General features: G+C 73.2%; 17 protein-coding genes. 5 read left to right on the top strand and 12 right to left on the bottom strand.

Translation table 11 applies throughout. The annotated features are described in order from the left end of the window. Positions 1 to 190 precede the first annotated feature (190 nt). Entirely contained in the window at positions 191 to 2,446 is a 2,256-nt protein-coding gene (locus RMN57_RS30850; protein ID WP_313766572.1) for a glycoside hydrolase family 18 chitinase, read from the top strand. Positions 2,447 to 2,522: 76 nt separating this feature from the next. Here RMN57_RS30850 and RMN57_RS30845 read toward each other — a convergent pair whose 3' ends face one another. The 7 genes from RMN57_RS30845 to RMN57_RS30815 form a co-directional block, all read right to left on the bottom strand. Continuing rightward, positions 2,523 to 3,233, bottom strand: coding sequence for a spermidine synthase (locus RMN57_RS30845; protein WP_313766571.1), 711 nt, complete (start codon positions 3,231 to 3,233; stop codon positions 2,523 to 2,525). A gap of 71 nt (positions 3,234 to 3,304) precedes the next feature. Beyond that, positions 3,305 to 4,348: a putative sulfate exporter family transporter gene (locus RMN57_RS30840; RefSeq protein ID WP_313768027.1), complete on the bottom strand. Its 1,044-nt coding sequence runs from the start codon at positions 4,346 to 4,348 to the stop codon at positions 3,305 to 3,307. Positions 4,349 to 4,361: 13 nt separating this feature from the next. Then, entirely contained in the window at positions 4,362 to 4,928 is a 567-nt protein-coding gene (locus RMN57_RS30835; protein WP_313766570.1) for a cysteine dioxygenase family protein, read from the bottom strand. A gap of 87 nt (positions 4,929 to 5,015) precedes the next feature. Continuing rightward, positions 5,016 to 5,930 carry a LysR family transcriptional regulator gene (locus tag RMN57_RS30830; protein ID WP_313766569.1) on the bottom strand — a complete coding sequence of 305 codons (915 nt, stop codon included), beginning with the start codon at positions 5,928 to 5,930 and terminating at the stop codon, positions 5,016 to 5,018. 290 nt (positions 5,931 to 6,220) lie between these two features. Further along, complete coding sequence (locus tag RMN57_RS30825) at positions 6,221 to 6,466, bottom strand: LapA family protein (protein ID WP_313766568.1); 246 nt, start codon at positions 6,464 to 6,466, stop codon at positions 6,221 to 6,223. 317 nt (positions 6,467 to 6,783) lie between these two features. After that, positions 6,784 to 8,556, bottom strand: a complete 1,773-nt coding sequence (locus tag RMN57_RS30820) for an ABC transporter ATP-binding protein (RefSeq protein WP_313766567.1) — start codon at positions 8,554 to 8,556, stop codon at positions 6,784 to 6,786. Positions 8,557 to 8,605: 49 nt separating this feature from the next. Then, positions 8,606 to 10,378, bottom strand: coding sequence for an ABC transporter ATP-binding protein (locus RMN57_RS30815; protein WP_313766566.1), 1,773 nt, complete (start codon positions 10,376 to 10,378; stop codon positions 8,606 to 8,608). A gap of 423 nt (positions 10,379 to 10,801) precedes the next feature. Between RMN57_RS30815 and RMN57_RS30810 the strand changes: the two genes are divergently transcribed. Beyond that, entirely contained in the window at positions 10,802 to 11,665 is an 864-nt protein-coding gene (locus tag RMN57_RS30810) for an aldo/keto reductase (RefSeq protein ID WP_313766565.1), read from the top strand. 160 nt (positions 11,666 to 11,825) lie between these two features. On the opposite strand, the gene RMN57_RS30805 is transcribed toward RMN57_RS30810, so the two are convergent. Further along, the gene (locus RMN57_RS30805) at positions 11,826 to 12,722 is read right to left on the bottom strand and encodes a MarR family winged helix-turn-helix transcriptional regulator (RefSeq protein WP_313766564.1); all 897 of its coding nucleotides are present in this window, start codon (positions 12,720 to 12,722) and stop codon (positions 11,826 to 11,828) included. A gap of 446 nt (positions 12,723 to 13,168) precedes the next feature. Here RMN57_RS30805 and fabG point away from each other — a divergent pair, with 446 nt between their 5' ends. After that, on the top strand, positions 13,169 to 13,936 hold the full coding sequence (fabG, locus tag RMN57_RS30800) for a 3-oxoacyl-ACP reductase FabG (RefSeq protein ID WP_313766563.1): 768 nt from the start codon (positions 13,169 to 13,171) through the stop codon (positions 13,934 to 13,936). 230 nt (positions 13,937 to 14,166) lie between these two features. Then, positions 14,167 to 15,000: a phosphatase PAP2 family protein gene (locus RMN57_RS30795; protein WP_313766562.1), complete on the top strand. Its 834-nt coding sequence runs from the start codon at positions 14,167 to 14,169 to the stop codon at positions 14,998 to 15,000. Here RMN57_RS30795 and RMN57_RS30790 read toward each other — a convergent pair. Continuing rightward, positions 14,951 to 15,139: an I78 family peptidase inhibitor gene (locus RMN57_RS30790; protein ID WP_313766561.1), complete on the bottom strand. Its 189-nt coding sequence runs from the start codon at positions 15,137 to 15,139 to the stop codon at positions 14,951 to 14,953. The two genes, RMN57_RS30795 and RMN57_RS30790, sit on opposite strands and share 50 nt — an antisense overlap. A gap of 66 nt (positions 15,140 to 15,205) precedes the next feature. Between RMN57_RS30790 and RMN57_RS30785 the strand changes: the two genes are divergently transcribed. Beyond that, positions 15,206 to 15,478, top strand: a complete 273-nt coding sequence (locus tag RMN57_RS30785) for a DUF6343 family protein (protein ID WP_313766560.1) — start codon at positions 15,206 to 15,208, stop codon at positions 15,476 to 15,478. A 90-nt stretch (positions 15,479 to 15,568) separates the two neighbouring features. On the opposite strand, the gene RMN57_RS30780 is transcribed toward RMN57_RS30785, so the two are convergent. The 3 genes from RMN57_RS30780 to hpnH all read right to left on the bottom strand — a co-directional run bounded on the left by RMN57_RS30780 (position 15,569) and on the right by hpnH (position 20,022). Beyond that, positions 15,569 to 16,975, bottom strand: a complete 1,407-nt coding sequence (locus tag RMN57_RS30780) for an aspartate aminotransferase family protein (protein ID WP_313766559.1) — start codon at positions 16,973 to 16,975, stop codon at positions 15,569 to 15,571. Then, positions 16,965 to 18,875 carry a 1-deoxy-D-xylulose-5-phosphate synthase gene (gene dxs, locus RMN57_RS30775; protein ID WP_313766558.1) on the bottom strand — a complete coding sequence of 637 codons (1,911 nt, stop codon included), beginning with the start codon at positions 18,873 to 18,875 and terminating at the stop codon, positions 16,965 to 16,967. The genes RMN57_RS30780 and dxs overlap by 11 nt, the downstream gene beginning before the upstream one ends. Before the next feature lie 121 nt (positions 18,876 to 18,996). Next, complete coding sequence (gene hpnH / locus RMN57_RS30770) at positions 18,997 to 20,022, bottom strand: adenosyl-hopene transferase HpnH (protein ID WP_313766557.1); 1,026 nt, start codon at positions 20,020 to 20,022, stop codon at positions 18,997 to 18,999. Positions 20,023 to 20,024 lie beyond the last annotated feature (2 nt).

Below are 20,024 nucleotides of genomic sequence, written 5' to 3'. Positions count from 1 at the left end.
ACTCTCGGCTCAGGATCCTCCGCGGCACCCCGACGGCCCGAGGTCCCCGGTTCCGCGCCGCCCCCATGGCCCGGAGCACGCTGCTCCACGCACCTGACACCTCCCCACGGGTAACGGGGCGTCCGGGCCTGCCCGGGCCCCCAGGACAGGAGCCACATCCATGCGCAGACGTCGGATCAGTCTTCCGCTGATGGCAGCCGGGACCCTGCTCGTCCCGCTGCTCGCCGCCACCCTCCCCGCCACCACCGCCCACGCCGCCTCCGGGTCCGCCACAGCGTCCGCCACCGCGTCCTTCACCAAGGGCAGCGACTGGGGCAGCGGCTACGAGGGCGGCTACACCATCACCAACGGCTCCAGCACCGCACTCAACGGCTGGACGCTGGAGTTCGACCTGCCCTCGGGGAACACGGTCGCCTCCCTCTGGAACGCGACCTACACCACGGCGAGTTCGCACGTCACCGTGAAGAACCCGAGCTGGGCCGGCAGCCTGCCGCCCGGCGGCACGTACAACTTCGGCTTCAACATCGCCTACTCGGGCGCCTACAAGCCGCTGCTCAACTGCAAGCTGAACGGCCTGCCCTGCGAGGGGGGCGGCGGGGACGTCGTCGCGCCCAGCGTTCCGGGCAACCTCCAGGCCGGCGCCACCACCCAGACCACCGTGGACCTCTCCTGGACGGCGAGCACCGACAACGTCGCGGTCACCGGCTACGACGTGTTCCAGGGCGGCACCAAGGTGGCCACCACGGACGGCGCCACCACCGCCGTCACCGTCCAGGGCCTGACCGCCGGCACCGCCTACCAGTTCACCGTCCAGGCCTTCGACGCCGCGGGCAACCGCTCGGCCGCCGCCGGCCCGGTCGGCGCCACCACCAAGCCGCCGGTCGACCCGGACAAGCAGCCGCCGACCACCCCCGGCACCCCCGCCGTCACCGGCTCGGACGCCAACAGCATCTCGCTGAGCTGGGCGGCCAGCACCGACAACGTCGGCGTCACCGCCTACGACGTCTACAACGGCACCGCGCTCGCCGCGACCGTCACCACGCCGTCCGCCACCGTCGGCAACCTGGCGCCGGACACCTCCTACACCTTCACCGTGAAGGCCCGCGACGCGGCCGGGAACGTCTCGCCCGCCTCCGGCCCGGTGACCGGCAAGACCAAGCCGGGCGGCACCAACCCCGGGGCGCTGAAGATCGGCTACTTCACCCAGTGGAGCATCTACGCCCGCGGCTACAGCGTGAAGAGGCTCGACACCTCGGGCTCGGCCGGGCGGCTCACCACGCTCAACTACGCCTTCGCCAACATCCACCCGACCACCAAGCAGTGCTTCATCACCAACAAGGCGGCCGGGAACGACTCCGACCCCAACGCGGGCGACGGCGCCGGTGACGCCTGGGCGGACTACGGCAAGGGCTGGGACGCGGGCAACTCGGTCGCCGGCACCACCGACACCTGGGACCAGAAGCTGGCCGGCAACTTCAACCAGCTGAAGCAGCTCAAGGCCAAGTACCCGAACCTGCGGATCCAGATCTCGATCGGCGGCTGGTCGTACAGCAAGTGGTTCTCCGACGCGGCCGCCACCGACGCCTCCCGCAAGGCGCTGGTCAGCTCCTGCATCGACCTGTACCTCAAGGGCAACCTGCCGGTCATCGACGGCCGCGGCGGCGCGGGCAGCGCGGCCGGCATCTTCGACGGCATCGACCTCGACTGGGAGTGGCCGAACTCCGACGGGCACCTGGGCAACATCTTCAAGCCCGCCGACAAGGCCAACTACACGCTGCTGGCCCAGGAGTTCCGCCGCCAGCTGGACGCGCTCGGCGCCACCACCGGCAAGCACTACACGCTGAGCGCCTTCCTCCCGGCCGACCCGGCGAAGATCACCGCGGGCATCGACGTGCCCGGCCTGTTCGGCGCCTTCGACTTCGCCACCATCCAGGGCTACGACTACCACGGCGCCTGGGAGATGACGACCAACCAGCAGTCCGCGCTCAAGGTCGCGGCCGGCGACCCGTCCACCCCCGACCGCCGGTTCAGCTCCGAGATCGCCATCAACGCGTACGTGAACGGCGGCGCCCCGAAGAGCAAGCTCACCCTGGGCGTCCCGTTCTACGGCCGCGGCTGGACGGGCGTGCCGCGCGGCACCACCAACGGCCTCTTCCAGAGCGCCACCGGGCCGGCGCCGGGCAGCTACGAGAACGGCTTCGAGGACTACCACAAGCTCAAGGACCTTGCCACGAGCGGCGGTTACACCCTCTACCGGGACCCGGTGGCCGGCTTCGCCTACCTCTACAACGGCACGGTGCTCTACACCTACGACGACCCGACCGAGATCGCCCGCAAGACCGCCTGGATCAAGTCCCAGGGGCTGGCCGGCGCGATGGTCTGGTCGTTCGACGGCGACACCGCGAACGGTGAGCTGATGGCCGCGGTCGACAACGGCCTCAAGTAGCTCGGGCCACCTCTCGGATCCGGCCGGCCCGCCGCCGCCCGCTCGACCGGCGCGGCAGGCCAGGCGGTGCAGCAGGTCAGCCGGTGCGGCGGGCCAGGTGCACGACGTCCGGCACCCCTCGGGCGACCGGGATCTCGTGGGTGGCCACGTCCGAGAAGCCCGCCGCGCGCAGCGCCTCCTCGAAGGCCGGGGAGGGCTGCGCGCTCCAGACCGCCAGCACCCCGCCGGGCTGCAGCCGCTGCCGGAGCACCGCGAGCCCGTCCGCGCCGTAGAGCCCGGCGTTTGAGTCGGTGACCGTCCAGTCCGGCCCGTTGTCGATGTCGAGGCAGAGCGCGTGGTAGCGCTCGCCGTCCGACGCCGCCAGGTACTCCAGCAGGTCGGTGTGGAGCACCTCGACCCGCACGTCCTCCAGCGCACCGGCCGAGAACGCGGCCAGCGGGCCGGTCCGGTGCCAGTCGATGATCGCGGTCTCGCGCTCGACGATCGCGATCCGGCCCCAGCGCGGCTCGGCCGCCGCGTACGCCAGGGAGAAGCCGACGCCGAGCCCGCCGATCAGCACCGAGGGCCGGATCGGGGCCGTGCCGGCGCGGTCCAGCTCGTCCAGTGCGGCCTGGACCAGCAGCCGCTCGGAGCGCCCGTCGGCGGTGTCCATCAGGAAGCAGCCGTTGGCGATGATCTCGAAGTGCTGGCCCCGCTGCCGCAGGACCACCTCGCCGAAGGGGCCCTCCCGCCGGTCGAGCGTGACGACGGCGTCGTGACCGTCCCGTTCGGGCAGTGCGGTGGACATTCGGGTTCCCCTGCAGACTCGGGTGCACGGACTACCCGCCCGACAATAGCCGAGGCCGCGCCCGCCCCGGGTCACGTCGTGATCAGTACCCCCGCGTAGGAGACGCCGGCGATCATCACCCAGGACGCCAGGCCGAGCAGGGCGATCCGCCCGCCGGTGCGCAGCAGGGTGGGCAGGTGGACGGCGCTGCCGAGGCCGAACAGGGCGGCGGCCAGGAGCAGCTCCTGGGCGTCCGCGGCGAGGGTGAGCGCCCGGTCGGGCAGCACGCCGGTGGTGCGCAGCACGATCATGGCGAGGAAGCCGGCCACGAACAGCGGCACGATCGGCGGCCGGGCGGCCTTGCCCTCGCCTTCGCCCCGGCCGGCCCGCGAGCGGCGCACCGCGACCACGACGCCGGCGACCAGCGGTGCCAGCAGCATCACCCGCATCAGCTTGACCAGGACGGCCTCCCGCAGCGCGCCGGCCCCGCCGGTCTGCGCGGTGGCGACCACCTGGCCGACGTCGTGCACGCTGGCGCCGACCCAGCGGCCGAACTCGGCCTCGCCGAGCCCGAGCGGGTGCTGGAGCAGCGGGAGGACGGCGATGGCGAGGGTCCCGCAGAGCGTGACCAGGGCGACGGAGGCGGCGGCGTCCTCCTCGTCGCTGCCGGCGGCCTGGCTGACCGCGCCGATCGCGGAGGCGCCGCAGATCGAGTAGCCGGTGGCGACCAGCAGCGGCTGGTCGCCGGGCAGGCCGAGCCGGCGCCCGAGCCACCAGGTGCCCGCGAAGGTGGCGGCGACCACGGCGATCACCATGGCCACGGTGGCCCAGCCGAGCCCGAGCACGTCGCCGAGGGAGAGTTTGAGGCCTAGCAGGACGATGCCGATCCGCATCAGCCGCTTCCCGGCCGTGGAGAGGCCGGGGCGGGCGACGCCGCGGACGACCGGGCGCAGTCCGGGCAGGTGCGCGGCGCCGATGCCGAGCACCACGGCCGCGGTGAGCTTGGGCACGGCGGGGACGGCCTGGTGGACGGCGAGGGCCGCGGCGACGCCGACGGCGGCGAGCAGCAGGCCGGGGGCGTCTCCGCCGAGCGGGGGGAGCAGGCGGGTGCGGACGTGCCGCTCCCGGACGGTCAGTGCCACCGGGTGCTCACTTCCGGCCGTCGGCGGGCAGCCGGTAGGTCCGTCGGACGCTGGTGCCAAGGCGGGAGATGTCGGCACCGTAGATGTGGATCGAGTGGGCGATGGTGGTGCCCGTGTTGCGGACGACGTGGATGTCGCCGGGCGGGGCGAAGGCGGCGACGCTGCCGGCCGGGGCGACCACGTGCTCGGTCTCCACCAGGTGGGCGGTGCGGCCGTCGGAGACCAGCCGGTAGCGGGTCTCGCTCTCCTGGCCCTCGTGGACGCCGGCCACGCACCAGGCGACGTGGTCGTGGATCGGGGTGTGCTGGCCGGGGAGCCAGACCAGGGCGACGACGGAGAAGCCGCCGTCGGGCTCGGCGTGCACGAGGTGCTGGCGGTAGCGGTCCGGGTCACCCTCGCGCTGGTCCTCGGTGAGCAGGTCGCTCTCGCGCAGGCGCGGGGCGAGGCGCTCGCCGACCAGGTAGGCGGTGAGCTCGGGCGGCAGTCCGCGGTCCACGACCGCGCGGACCTCGCCGACCAGGGCGGTCATACGCTCGGTGAGCCGGCCGCTGCCGACCGTGGCTGAGGGTGTCATGGCAGCAGGTTCGCGGTACCCCACCTATCACGTCCAACGATGGTTCGTTAGCCGTGTGCAAAATTCCGCTTATGGATCGCGGTGGCGTCAGCAGCCGACCCTGGCCGCGGCCGCCGACCGCAGGTGGTCCAGCACCAGGGCGGTCGCCGGAATCCGGCGATGCTCGCGGAGCACGTACGCGCTCACCTGGCGGCGCAGGTGCGGTTCGACCGCGCGCCCGGTGACCTTGCGGTGGCACATGAAGGAGAGCACCAGCGCGGGCATCAGTGCGATCCCGACCCCGGCGGCGACCAGGCTCTGCACGGCCAGGTTGTCGTCGGTGGAGAAGACGATGTCGGGCGCGAAGCCCTCCTCGGCGCAGACGTGCAGCAGGTTGGCCCGGCAGCGCGGACAGCCGGCGATCCACCGCTCGCCGTCGAGGTCGGACAGCCGGACGGCGTGCCGGCGCCCGAGCGGGTGGCCGACCGGCAGCAGGACGGTGAGCAGGTCCTCCATCAGGGGTATCTCGTCCACGCCGTCCGGCAGCTCGGTGACCACGCCGGGGTAGCGGAAGGCCAGCGCTATGTCGCACTCGCCGCGCAGCAGCCGCTGGACGGAGTCGGGCGGCTCGGCCTCCAGCAGCTCGACCCGGACGCCGGGGTGCTCGGCCAGCAGCCGGGCCATCGCCTCGGGGATCAGGGTGGCGTTGGCGCTCGGGAACGCGCAGACCCGGACCCGCCCGGCGCGCAGCCGGGCCAGCGCGGCGAGCTGCTGCTGGGCGGCCGAGAGGCTGCCGAGGATCTGTTCGGCGTGCCGGGCCAGCGCCTCGCCGGCTTCGGTGAGCCGCAGTCCGCGCCCGGCCCGGGTGAAGAGCGGGAGGCCGACGGAGCGTTCCAGCGCCTTCATCTGCTGGGTGATGGCGGGCTGGGTGTAGCCGAGTTCGCGGGCGGCCGCCGAGTAGGAGCCTGCCCGGACGACCTCGTGGAAAGTCCTGATGTGCCGCGAATCGAATACCGGCTCCACTGCCCCTCCGCCCGTCCGCTCCGCTGCAGTCCGGCAATCATAAGCAGACTTTGGAGGAGCCCGGCCTGACCCCGTGCGCACCTATGGTTTACGGCCGAAGCACCCACCCCACCGGAACCACGGGCCGGGCCCACGGCCGGGCCCACGGCCGGGCCCCTTCGCCGAAGTGCCAGGTGACCCCGCGCGGCTCGATCAGCGGCACGAAGACCGGGGCCGCCGGGCCGGCGGCCGGGGCGTCACCCGTTGGGCCGGCGGCCCGGGCGTCACCCGTTGGGCCGGCGGCCCGGGCGTCACCTGCTGCGACGGCCCTTCAGCAGCCAGCCCAGCGCGCCGCCGGCCACCAGCGTGGCGAGCAGGGCGATCCAGAGCGGGGCGGTGACGGTGAATACCCAGAACTGGATCTGGACCCTGTCGAGGTTGGCGAACAGGAACCACACCGCGAGCACGACGATGACCCCGATCCCGATGTACCGGGTGGGGATGCCGGCGATCTCGCTGCGCTTGGCGCCGGACGAGCCGTCTGAAATCTTGGTCACACGCGCAGTCTGCGATCCGACCGGCGGATTTCTCCGGTTACGCGCCCGGGAGTAGCCCGCACGGGGCAACCCACCGCGCGGGCCTCCGACCGCGTCGCCCCGGCCGCCCGGCGGGGCCGCCACCGCGGCCGGGCAAGGGACGGACGGCCCGGGGACGGACGGCCCGGGGGCGGACGGTCCGGGAGCCCGGCCAGGGAGCCCGGCCAGGGGACGGCAGCCCGAGCGACGGACGGGGCCGCCGAGCCGGGCCGGGGGCCGCCCAGGAGAGCCGCCCCCGGCCCGGCCGGTTCAGCGCTCGTCGCGCTGGCCCGGCCGGTTCAGCGCTCGTCGCGCCAGGACCGCCAGAGCGCCGCGTACGGACCGCCCGCCGCCACCAGCTCGGGGTGGCTGCCGTACTCACTGATCCGGCCGCCCTCGACCACGGCGATCACGTCCGCGTCGTGCGCGGTGTGCAGCCGGTGCGCGATGGCGATCACCGTCCGCCCCTCCAGCACCCGGGAGAGCGAACGCTCCAGGTGCCGGGCGGCCCGCGGATCCAGCAGCGAGGTGGCCTCGTCCAGCACCAGGGTGTGCGGGTCGGCCAGCACCAGCCGGGCCAGCGCCAGCTGCTGCGCCTGCGGCGGGGTCAGTGCGGTGCCGCCCGAGCCGACCTCGGTGTCCAGGCCCTCGGGCAGCGCGTCCACCCACTCGCCGGCGTCCACGGCGTCGAGTGCGCCGCGCAGCTCGGTGTCGTCCGCCTCCGGCGCGGCCAGCCGCAGGTTGTCCCGCAGCGTGCCGACGAAGACGTGGTGCTCCTGGTTGACCAGTGCGACCTGCGCCCGGACCCGCTCGGCCGGCATCCGGGCCAGCGAGGCCCCACCCAGCGTGACGGTGCCCCGGCCGGGGGCGTAGATCCCGGCCAGCAGTCGGCCGAGGGTGGACTTGCCGGCGCCGGACGGTCCGACCAGCGCCACCCGGCTGCCCGGGGCGACGTCCAGGCTGATGCCGTGCAGCACGTCGGCGCCCTCGCGGTAGCCGAACCGGACGTCCGTCGCCTCGACCCGGCGACCGCTCGGCCTGGCGTCCTCGTCGGTCTCCTGCTCGGGCACCTCGCGGACCCCGACCAGCCGGGCCAGCGAGGCCTGCCCGATCTGGAGCTCGTCGTACCAGCGCAGGATCAGGTCGACCGGTGCGGTGAGCGCCTGGGCGTAGAGCACCCCGGTGGTCAGCTGGCCGACCGAGATCCAGCCCCGCAGGGTGAACAGGCCGCCGAGCACCAGGGTGCCGAGCACGGCCAGGGTGTACACCGCGTCGATGGTCGGGAACCAGACCGAGCGCAGCCAGAGGGTGTACCGCTCCCAGGCGAGCCACTCGCCCAGCTTGCGGTCGGTCAGCCGGACCCGCTCGTCGCCCAGGCGTAGCGCCTCGACCGTCCGCCCGGCGTCGACCGTCTCGGCCAGCACGGTGTTCACCGCGGCGTAGCCGGCCGACTCGTGGCGGTAGGACTGCGGGGCGCGCCGGAAATACCAGCGCGAGGAGGCCAGCAGCAGCGGCAGGCCGATCAGCGCGGTGAGCGCGAGCAGTGGGGAGGTGAGCACCAGCGCGCCCATGACCAGCAGCAGCGACACCACGGCGACGGCCAGCTCGGGCACCGCCTCCCGGACCGACTTGTCGAGCCGGTCGATGTCGGTGGTGCCCCGGGAGACCAGGTCCCCGGTGCCGGCCCGCTCCAGGACGCCGGTCGGCAGCGCCACCGAGCGGACCAGGAAGTCCTCGCGCAGGTCGGCCAGCACCCGCTCGCCGAGGATGCTGCCGCGCAGCCGCGACCACCAGGTGAACGCGGAGTGCACCACCAGCGCCAGCAGGTACCAGGCCACCGCGACCGCGATGGTCGACTCGGCGGTGCCGGTGGCCAGCGACTCGACCAGGGTGCCGAGCACCCAGGGCCCGACCAGTCCGGCGACGGTGGCCACCGAATGCAGCAGCACCACCGAGGAGAAGCCGGCCCGGTGGCGCCGGGCGAGCAGCCGCAGGTAGGCGCGGACCGCGGTCGGGGAGCCGACCGGGAGGGTGGCGGCCGGCCCCTGTTCCCGTTGGACGGGGGGCTTCATGTCAGGCTCCTCAGCGGGTAGGTCGTCCGGTGTGCGGCGGGGTGGTCGGTCACACGCCCTCCCCGACCGGGGCCGGCTCCTCGTCGCGGGTGACCACGGCGCGGTAGACCGGCTCGGTGTGCATCAGTTCGCGGTGGCGGCCGGAAGCGATCGCCCGGCCGTCCTGGACCAGCACCACCCGGTCCGCCTGGTCGAGCAGCAGCGGGCTGGTCGCGAACACCACGGTGGTGCGGCCCTCCCGGTTCTTGCGCAGCCCGGCGGCGATCCGTGACTCGGTGTGGGCGTCCACGGCGCTGGTGGGCTCGTCCAGGACGAGCACCGGCGGGTCGGCCAGCAGCGAGCGGGCGAGTGCCAGCCGCTGGCGCTGGCCGCCGGAGAGCGAGCGGCCGCGCTCGGTGATCCCGGCGCGCATCGCGTCCCCGCCGCAGTCGGGCGAGCCGTCCATCAGGGCGTCAAGGACGTCCTCCGCCCGGGCCGCGGCCAGCGCCTCGGCCGGCGCGACCCGGCCCGAGGACGGGACGTCCAGCAGCGCGGCCAGGGTGCCGGAGAGCAGCACCGGCTCCTTGTCGTGGACCAGGACGGCCGCGCGGGCCTCGGCCAGCGGGACGGCGTCCAGCTCGGTGCCGCCGAGCCGGACCGAGGGCTCCGGTTCCTCGCCCTCGGCCAGCGGGACGTGCCCGCCGAGCCGCTCGGCGAGCGCCCCGGCGAAGTCCGGGTCGCCGCAGACCACCGCGGTCAGCTCGCCGGCCCGGGCCGTCAGCCCGGTGGCCGGGTCGTACAGGTCGGACCGGCCGGGGCCGGAGAGCCCGGCCTCGGCGGTGGCCGTGGTCCGGCTGAGCGAGAGCACCCGGACGGCCCGGCCGGCGGAGACCCGGGCGACGCTCCAGGCGTGCGCAGCCTCCCCCAGGATGCGCAGCGGCGCGGCCAGGAAGGCGGTGGCGCCGTAGACGGCGACCAGGGTGCCGACCCCGATCCGGCCGGAGGCCGCCAGGTGGGCGCCGTACCAGCTGACGCCGACCACGAACAGGCCGGGCAGCAGGATCTGCTGGGCCTGCATCAGGGACCAGACCCGGGCCGACCGGACGGCGGCGGCGCGGACCTTCTGGGACGCGGCCCGGTAGCGGTCGAGGAACAGCTCCTCGCCGCCGATGCCGCGCAGCACCCGGAGCCCGGCCACCGTGTCGGCGGCCAGCTCGGTGGCCTTGCCGCCGAGCGCGCGCTGCTCCGAGTAGCGCCGCTCGAACGGGCCGAGCAGCGGCCAGACGGCGGCGGCCAGCACCGGCACCCCGAGCAGCACGGCGAGGCCGAGCAGCGGCTCGGTGACGAGGACGGCGCCGCTGACCGCGAGCCAGACGACCACCGCGCCGCGGACCCGCGCGACCAGCTCGACGTACCAGCCGATCTTCTCGACGTCGCCGCTGCCGACCGCGACGATCTCGCCGGTGGCGATCCGCCGGGCGAGCCCGCTGCCGAGCCGGGAGGCCTGACGGGCCACCAGCTGGCGGACCTGGGTCGCGGCGTGGATCCAGTTCCACACCGCCTGGCGGTGCAGCAGGACGGTGCCGAGCGCGGCGACGGCGGCGAGGGCCAGGGCGAGGCCGCCGGCCCGCCAGATGCCGGCGGCGTCGCCGTCGACGGCGGCCTGGACACCCAGGCCGAGCGGGACGGGGAGGGCCGCCTGGCAGCCCATCTCCAGCACGGACCAGCAGGTGGCCAGTACCTGGCCGCGGCGCTGGCTGCGCTGGAGCCAGCGCAGGAAGGCGAGGGGGGAGGACAGATCGGGACTGCCGGGATCGGCCAGCGGCAGGGTCTTGAGCGGCATGACGCTCCGTTGCGGATGGTACGGGCGGTTGGCGCGGGGAGTGCGGCGACGCTGGTGGCGTACGAAGGCGGCCGCGCGGGTGGCGCGGGGCGACGGGGGACCGGCCGGTGGGGTCACGGCCGTGACGAGCTGGTCAGGAGGTCATGGCAGTGAGACTGCCAACCCCGGTGTGACCTGCGCAACAGGTTTTCCCGCCGCGCGCGCCCCCTGCCCGCCCCCCTCCGCGCCCGACCGCCCCCGGCCCCCGGCCACCGGCCACCGCTTACGGACCCCTGCCGCAACCCCGCCACAACCCGCTGGCGCAACCCGCTGCGCACGCCGGTACCACGCGTCAGAAATTTCTTTCCCGAACCGGGAACAATCCGGACACGGAGCCGGTTCTGGCACTGGAAGCACTTGGACAACCCGGAGGCACCCCTTCCCGTGAGCAGCATCCCGAGCGTCACCCTCAACAACGGCGCCCAGATCCCGCAGCTCGGCTTCGGCGTCTGGCAGGTCCCGGACGCGGAGGCCACCGCCGCCGTGCACGCCGCCATCCAGGCCGGCTACCGCTCGATCGACACCGCCGCGATCTACGAGAACGAGGCCGGCACCGGCCAGGCGATCGCCCAGGCGCTGGCCGGCGGCGTGGCCCGCGAGGACCTCTACATCACCACCAAGCTGTGGAACTCCGGCACCCGCGACTGGTCGGGCGAGCAGGGCCGCGACGCGGTGCTGCGCGAGTTCGACGCCTCGCTGGCCAAGCTGGGCCTGGACTACGTGGACCTCTACCTGATCCACTGGCCGCGCCCGATGCACGGCAGCTACGCCAACGTCTGGAAGGCGTTCGAGCAGCTGGCCGCCGACGGCCGGGCGAAGTCGGTCGGCGTCTCGAACTTCGGCCAGGAGCAGCTCACCCGCCTGCTCGACGAGTCCTCGGTCGTCCCGGTGCTGAACCAGGTCGAGCTGCACCCCTACTTCCCGCAGGACGAGCTGCGCGCCTTCCACGCCGAGCACGGCATCGCCACCGAGGCCTGGAGCCCGCTGGGCCAGGGCAAGGACCTGCTCGCCGAGCCGGCGCTGCTGCAGATCGCCGAGAAGCACGGCCGCACCGTCGCCCAGGTGGTGCTGCGCTGGCACCTGCAGAGCGGCGTCATCGCGATCCCGAAGTCGGTCACCCCGTCCCGGATCAAGGAGAACCTGGACGTCGCCGGCTTCGAGCTGGACGCGGCCGACATCGCCGCGATCGCGGGCATCGCCACCGGCCAGCGGATCGGCCCGGACCCGCAGGGCTTCGACTGGAACTGACGCCCCACCCGGTCGCGGTCGGCCACCGGCCGCGACCGGCCGGCGGTCACCGCGACCGCCGGGGGTCAGTCAACCCCGAAGGCCGCCTTCCCTCTTCCGGGTCGGCGGCCTTCAGTACGTTGGCGAATCGTTTTGGCTGGAGATTCCAGTGCTTCCCAGCCTAGAACCGCGCCGCCTTGGCGATCAGCGCCAGCGCGGTCTCGTGCTCGTGCTCCTCCAGCGGGGCGAGCAGCAGCCGCTGGACCTGGGCGACGCCCGCGGCCGAGCGGTGCAGCAGGTCCTGGCCCGCCGGCGAGAGCGACAGCAGGTTGCGACGCCCGTCCGAGGGGTCGCGCCGGCGCTGCACCAGACCGCGCCGGACCAGCCGGCTGACCATCTCGGCCATCGTGGCCTTGTCCAGCGAGGCCAGCTCGCCCACCGTCCGCTGGTCGGCACCCGGCTCCAGTTCGAGCGCGTCCAGCACCGCGTACTGCGGCGCCGTCAGCTCCGAACCGACGTGCTCCGACCAGAGCTTGGTGTGCACCTGCTGGCTCACCCGGATCAGGTAGCCGATCGCCCGCTGGGCGTCCAGCATCGGTCGCGCGTCGCTGAGGACGGCGACCTGGGCCGGCTCCAGCCTGGCTATCTTGGCCATCACCCGCACGATCTCCAGCTGCTCCTCCGGGGAGAGCGGCTCGAACAGCGTGCGCTGCACGCGGACCACCCCGCCAGTGGCCTCGCGCACCGCCTGGGCACCGCCCTGCGAGAGCGCGAGCAGTTTGCGCCGGCCGTCGGCCGGGTCGCGGCGTCGCAGCACCAGACCGCGCCGGACCAGCCGGGCGACCATCTCGGCCATCGTGGCCTTGTCCAGCGAGGCGCGCTCGCCGACCGTCCGCTGGTCGGCACCCGGTTCGAGGGCCAGGACCAGCAGTACGGCGAACTGCGGAGCCGTGAGGTCGGCTCCGACGTGTTCGGACCACAGACGGGTGTGAACCTGCTGTGCAACGCGGATGAGGTGCCCGGGCGACTGCTGCAGTCGCGCGGACACGCGGGTCGTCGGGATCTCCCCCAGCACCATGTATCCGTCCCGATGTCACACCCGGTGTGTGTGGGACACCCGGGTGGGGCAGTAACGGCGAGTGGGCGTCCCGCTGTGAGGGAGGGCGCTCCAGCCGTGCAGCCGGTGGCTGCTGGCGGACACTATACAAACGGCAGGCCCTCGCTGGCAGGCGGGGGCGGATAGTAGACGCAGGTTCGCCAACATTGGCATATTTACGCGCCGTGCCGACTCGACAGTAACCCGAACGCAGGAGAAAGCCGACCGGCCGGTCCTTACCCTCGGTCACCTGCGGCTTCGCCCTGGCCGCGCACCCTACCCGCCGGTAGGGTGTGGCCACTCGACGGTCCGCCCCGAGCCGCCGCTCCGCGCGACGCCCGCGCGGACCCCGCGACGCTCCGCACCGGATCCGGCGAGACCCGAGCGGGATCGACGATCCCGCAGATCCGAGAGAGACGAGAGCGAGCATGACCGAGCAGACCACCGCCCCCCGGGTCGCCGTCGTCACCGGCGCCGCACGCGGACTGGGCGCCGCCACCGCCGAGCGCCTGGCGGCCGACGGCTACGCCGTCGCCGTCCTCGACCTGGAGGAGGCGGCCGGCAAGGACACCGTCGACCGGATCACCGCGGCCGGCGGCCGGGCGATCGCCGTCGGCGCGGACGTCTCGGACGCCGAGCAGGTGCAGGCCGCGGTCGACCGGATCGTCGCCGAGCTCGGCGCCCCGGTCGTTCTCGTCAACAACGCGGGCGTTCTGCGCGACAACCTGATCTTCAAGATGTCCGAGTCCGACTGGGACACGGTCATGAACGTCCACCTCCGCGGCGCCTTCCTGATGACCCGCGCGGTCCAGAAGCACATGGTCGACGCCGGCTTCGGCCGGATCGTCAACCTGTCCTCCTCCTCCGCCCAGGGCAACCGCGGCCAGGCCAACTACTCCGCCGCCAAGGCCGGACTCCAGGGCTTCACCAAGACCCTGGCGATCGAGCTCGGCAAGTTCGGCATCACCGCCAACGCCGTCGCCCCCGGCTTCATCGCCACGGACATGACCGCCGCCACCGCCGCCCGGGTCGGCATGGACTTCGAGGACTTCAAGCGCGCGGCCGCCACGCAGATTCCGGTCCAGCGGGTCGGCGTGCCCGAGGACGTCGCGAACACCATCTCGTTCCTGGCCGGCGAGGGCGCCGGATTCGTCTCCGGCCAGGTCATCTACGTGGCCGGCGGCCCCCTCGACTGAGCACCGGACCTACACAGGGTGACCACGGAGTGGGAGCCGGCTCGGCCGGTCTCCCGCTCCGTTCGCTTTGCCCGCCCTTGGGAATGCCTGCCCGAATACCGGACGTACGAGCGATCGAAGAATATCGGAAAAGCATCCCTGTATGACCGGATTCCGGCCGCATCGATGCTTTCCGGAGAATTCCGAATTCCCCGGCCGGCGGCCCCGACCCCGTGGGTATGGTCACCGGCGTGCAAGCGCCGAGTGAATTGCCGGAGAACGGGACCACCCGCCGTGAGCGCGTGCGCCGCACCCCCGCCCAGCCCGGCCGGGACGCCTGCCGGGAGCCCGGCCGGGACGCCGGCTGGCCGCCGCTGAGCCGGCGCCACGCCGGCCTGCTCGCCCTCACCTGCCTCGGCTACCTGCTGGTGGTGGCCGGCGTGCTGCTGGACACCGCACTGGTCGACCTCGACTGGTCGCTCCGCCTGCTCCACCCCCGTGAACGGTGGCCCGGCCTGCGACCGCTGCTCGACAACTGGGTGGTGGCCGGGCAGCGCGGTCCCTCCGCGATCGCGGCCCTCGCCTGGCTCGGCTGGCGCGCCCACCGGCTCCGGCGGCTGCGCCCGCTGCTGGTGATGGGCGCCGCACTGCTGCTGCTCAACGTCACCGTGGGCGCGGTGAAGATCGTCACCGGCCGGCTGGGCCCGCACTACGCCCACTACGTCGGCTCACCCGAACTGTTCTCGGGCGGCACCATATTCCCCTCCGGCCACACCGCCAACGCCGTCGTCACCTGGGGCGTCCTCGCCTACCTGGCCGTCCGCTGGCGGCGCACCGGCGCGGTGCTCGCCGCCGCCACCGCCTGCTCGGTCGGGCTGACCACCGTCTACCTCGGCACCCACTGGGTGTCCGACGTGCTGGCCGGCTGGACCGCCGGGCTGCTGGTGCTGCTCGCGCTGCCGCTGCTCGAACCCCTGGTGACCGCCGCCGAACAGCGGGTGGCCGCCCGCCGGGCCCGCCGGGCGGCGCCGGCGGTCATCCCTCCCAGGAGCGTTCCACGACCCCGTCGCGCACCGCGAGGTTGAGCCGGCCCTCCCGGTGGTCCATGGTCATCGCCGCGCCGGGCGGCAGCACCCGGACCGAGGCCCAGCCGTGCCGGCGGGCCAGCTCCTGCGCCCGCTCCACCCGCAGCCCCGCGTAGCCCTCCGCGTCCGCCTCGGTCATCGTGCCTCCCCGCTTCCCGGCCCGGACGTACGCTGGAATCGTAGACCGCCGAAGGAGGTGACGGGCGTGCGCACCACGACTCCGCGCCGGTGGCGGAGCGGCACCGAACCCGCCACCGCCCGCAGCGATCTCAAGCTGCGCTACCTGCTCTCGCTGACGTTCACCCCGCTGTTCGCCCTCGCGACCGCGGCCTTCGCGATCTGGGCCGCCAACGCACCCGAGTACGGCGCCCCCAGCCGGGGCACGCTCACCGGCTTCGCGGTGGCCTGCGGGATCCTCACCCTGTTCGCCGTCGTCGATCTCGTCGTCGTGGTCCGGCGCCGCCGGACCGAGCTCTGACGCGGTGTCTCCCCCGGAGGGGGCGGCCGGGCCCGCCCGGCCTCCCCCTCCACGGTGCCCCGAACGAGAGGCTCTGGGACCGGACAGGACCTAGCGGTTGCCGACCGCCTGCTTCACCAGGGTCCGGCCGAAGTCCCACATCAGCCCGCTCCCCCGGTGGGCGTCGTCCATCACGTCGACGAAAGCGTCCATGAAACGGTCGACGTCCCGCTCGGTGATGATCAGCGGCGGAATCAGTTTGATCACTTCCAGGTGGTCCCCGGACACCTGGGTGAGGATGCGGTGCCGCTGCAGCAGCGGGACGACCACCATCTGCGCGAACAGGCCCTTCCGGGCGGCCTGCAGCGCCGTCCAGCCGGTCCGCAGCTTGAGCGACTTCGGACGGCCGAACTCGATGCCGATCATCAGGCCCCGGCCGCGGACCTCGGCCAGCAGCTCGTACCGGTCGACCAGCGCCGCCAGCCGCTCGCGGAACAGGTCGCCGATCCGGCCCGCGTTCTCGACCACCTTCTCGTCCCGCATCACCTCCAGGGTGGCCAGGCCCGCCGCCATCGCCTGCGCGTTGGAGCCGAAGCTGGCCGAGTGCACCAGCACCCGGTCCATCGAGGAGTACACCTTCTCGAAGATCCAGCTCTTGCCGAGTGTCGCCCCGACCGGCACGTAGCCGCCGGAGAGCGCCTTGGCCGCGCAGACCAGGTCCGGCAGCACGCCCTCCTCGTGCTGGTAGGCGAAGAAGTCGCCGGTGCGGCCGACGCCGGTCTGCACCTCGTCGCAGATCAGCAGCGCCTTGTGCGCGTGCAGCAGCTCCTGCGCCTCGCGCAGCCAGCCCGGCGGCGGCGCCTGCACGCCCTTGCCCTGGATCGGCTCCACGATCAGCGCCGCGACGTCGCCCTTCTTCAACTCCTTGGCCAGGGCCGCGAGATCGCCCAGTGGGACGGCGGTGTCCGGCAGCAGCGGGTCGAAGCCCTTGCGGAACCCGCTCTCCCCGTTGACCGAGAGCGAGCCGGTGGTCAGCCCGTGGAAGGCGTGGTCCGCGTAGAGGATCCGCCGGCGGCCGGTCGCGTACCGCGCGAACTTGAGCGCCGTCTCGACCGCCTCGGTGCCGCTGTTGCCGAAGAAGACGCGGTCGAGCCCGGGCGCGTACGAGAGCAGCCGTTCGGCGAAGAGGCCGGGCAGCGGCGAGCAGTCGAAGCGGACCAGGTCCGGCAGGTCGAGGTCCATCACCTGCTGGATCGCCGAGCGCACCACCGGGTGGTGGCGGCCCAGGGCGAAGATGCCGAACCCGGCCAGCATGTCCAGGTACTCGTTGCCCTCGGCGTCGTAGAAGTACGGACCCTCGGCGCGCTCGTAGTACTTGTCGAAGCCGATCGTGTGCAGCATCCGCGGCAGCTGCGGATTCAGGTAGCGGCTGTGCAACTCGTAACGCTCGGCGCCGCGTTCGGCGATCAGGGCGGCGAGGTCGAAGCGGGGACCGGTTCGGTCGGGGTCAGCCGGCATGGCGCTGTTTCGCTCCTCGGGTCGGTAGCAGGTTCTTGGCGAAGGCGGCGGTCTGGGCGGCGACCCCGGTGCCGGTCAGGCCGGTCTCCTCCAGGATCTCGCCGCGGGCGGCGTGCCCGAGGAACTCCTGCGGCAGGCCGAGCACCCGCACCGGGACGTCCACGCCGGCGTCCTGCAGTGCCTGGGCGACCGCGGCGCCGACACCGCCGGTGCGACCGTTGTCCTCGACGGTGACGACCAGCCGGTGCTCGGCGGCCAGCACGGCGAGGGCCGGGTCGACCGGCTTGACCCAGCGCGGGTCGACGACGGTCGCGGTGAACCCCTCGGCCAGCAGCAGCCGGGCCGCGTCCAGCCCGGCGCCGGCCGTGGTGCCGACCGCGACCAGCAGGATCTCCGGCAGCTCGCCGGTGCGCAGCAGCACGTCCACGCCGCCGACCCGCTCCACCGCGGGGACGGCCGGCCCGATGTTCGCCTTCGGGAAGCGGACCACGGTCGGGGCGTCCGCGACGTCCACCGCCTCGCGCAGCTGTGCCCGCAGCTGGTCGGCGTCGCGCGGTGCGGCGAGCCGCAGGCCGGGGACGACCTGGAGGATCGACATGTCCCACATGCCGTTGTGCGAGGCGCCGTCCGGGCCGGTCACGCCGGAGCGGTCCAGGACGAAGGTGACGCCCAGCCGGTGCAGGGCGACGTCCATCAGCACCTGGTCGAAGGCCCGGTTGAGGAAGGTCGCGTACACCGCCACGACCGGGTGCAGCCCGCCGGTGGCCAGCCCGGCCGCGCTGGTCACGGCGTGCTGCTCGGCGATGCCGACGTCGAAGGTCCGCTCCGGGAAGGCCTTGGCGAACTTGGCGAGCCCGACCGGTTGGAGCATCGCCGCGGTGATCGCGACCAGGTCCGGCCGCTCCGCCCCCAGGGCGTACATCTCGTCGCCGAACACGGACGTCCAGGAGACCCCGCCGCTCGGCGAGATGGGCAGGCAGGTGTACGGGTCGATCGGGCCCACCGCGTGGAACCGGTCCGCCTCGTCCTGTTCGGCCGGGCGGTAGCCGCGGCCCTTGACGGTCAGGCAGTGCACGATCACCGGACCGCCGAAGCCGCGCGCCTGGCGCAGCGCCTGCTCGATCGCCGGCAGGTCGTGCCCGTCGATCGGCCCGAGGTACTTGAGCCCGAGGTCCTCGAACATGCCCTGCGGGGCGAAGGCGTCCTTGAACCCCTTCTTGGCGCCGTGCAGCGCGTCGAAGATCGGCTGGCCGACCAGCGGGGTGCGCTGCAGGGCGCCCTTGCCGAGCGCGAGGAAGCGCTCGTAGCCCTGGGTGGTGCGCAGTGTGGCGAGGTGGTTGGCCAGGCCGCCGATGGTCTTGGCGTAGGAGCGCTCGTTGTCGTTGACGACGATGACCAGCGGCCGGTCCCGGGCCTCGGCGATGTTGTTGAGCGCCTCCCAGGCGAGCCCGCCGGTGAGGGCGCCGTCGCCGATGACCGCGACGGTCTGCCGGTCGTACTGGCCGAGCAGACGGGCCGCCTTGGCCAGGCCGTCCGCGTAGGACAGCGCGGTGGAGGCGTGCGAGTTCTCGACCAGGTCGTGTTCGGACTCGGAGCGCGAGGGATAACCGGAGAGCCCGCCCCTGCTGCGCAGTTTCGAGAAGTCCTGCCGTCCGGTGAGCAGTTTGTGGACGTAGCTCTGGTGGCCGGTGTCCCAGACGATCCGGTCGTAGGGCGAGTCGAAGACCCGGTGCAGGGCGATGGTCAGCTCCACCACGCCGAGGTTGGGGCCGAGATGGCCGCCGGTCCGGGTGACGGCGTCGATCAGGAAGTCGCGGATCTCGTCGGCGAGGAGTGGTAGCTCGGCGGCCGGGATCTTCCGCAGGTCGGCCGGGGACTTGACGCTGGAGAGCAGTGACATGTGTTCACCTCACGACTCGGGGTGGTGCGGTGGTACCGGTGGTACCGCTGGTGCGGCGGTACCCCTGGTGCAGGGGCCGCCCGGCCCGGGAGGCCGTTCCCGTGCCGGGCGGGGGGTGCGATCAGCGGCGGCGGTTGGCGCCGACGGTGTCGGTGATCGCACGCAGCGATTCCTTGAGCGAGCCCATGGTGGCGAGCACGGCGGTCGGCTCGTAGCCGCAGTGCGCCATGCAGTTGGCGCAGCGGGCGTCCCGGCCGCGGCCGTACTTCGACCAGTCGGTCTCCTCGATCAGCTCGCGGTAGGTGGCGACGTAGCCGTCCGCCATCAGGTAGCAGGGGCGCTGCCAGCCGAACAGCGAGTAGTTGGGGATGCCCCAGGCGGTGCACTCGAAGTCGACCTTGCCCTCCAGGAAGTCCAGGAAGAGCGGGCTGTGGTTGAGCCGCCAGCGGCGCCGGTTGCCGCCGGCGAAGGTCTTGCGGAAGAGCTCCCGGGTCTGTTCGACACCGAGGAAGTGCTCCTGGTCGGGGGCCTTCTCGTAGGCGAACGCCGGGGAGATCATCATCTCGTCGACCTGGAGTTCGTCGTTGAGGTAGTCCAGGACGTCGATGATGGTCTGCGGGGTGTCGGTGTTGAAGAACGTGCTGTTGGTGGTGACCCGGAAGCCGCGGCGCTTGGCCTCCTTGATCGCCTCCACCGCCTCGTCGAAGGTGCCCTCCTTGGCCACCGAGGCGTCGTGCCGCTCGCGCAGCCCGTCGATGTGCACGGTGAAGGTGAAGTAGGGCGAGGGCGTGAACTTGTCGAGTTTCTTGCGCATCAGCAGGGCGTTGGTGCAGAGGAAGACGTACTTGCGGCGCGCGACGAGCTGCCGCACGATCTCGTCGATCTGCGGGTGCATCAGCGGCTCTCCGCCGGCGATCGAGACCATCGGCGCACCCGACTCCAGCACCGCGCCGACAGCCTGCGCGACCGGCATCCGCTGCTTCAGCACGCCCGCCGGGTGCTGGATCTTGCCGCACCCCTCGCAGGCCAGGTTGCAGGCGAAGAGCGGTTCCAGTTCGACGATCAGCGGGAACTTCTCCCGCCGCCTGAGCTTCTGCTGCATGAGGTAGGTACTGACCCGCACGGTCTGGCGCAGCGGCATGGCCATGG

This window comes from Kitasatospora sp. CM 4170, from assembly GCF_032110285.1.
Lineage (GTDB): Bacteria > Actinomycetota > Actinomycetes > Streptomycetales > Streptomycetaceae > Kitasatospora > Kitasatospora aburaviensis.
This window is presented reverse-complemented; position numbering and strand designations above follow the sequence as displayed.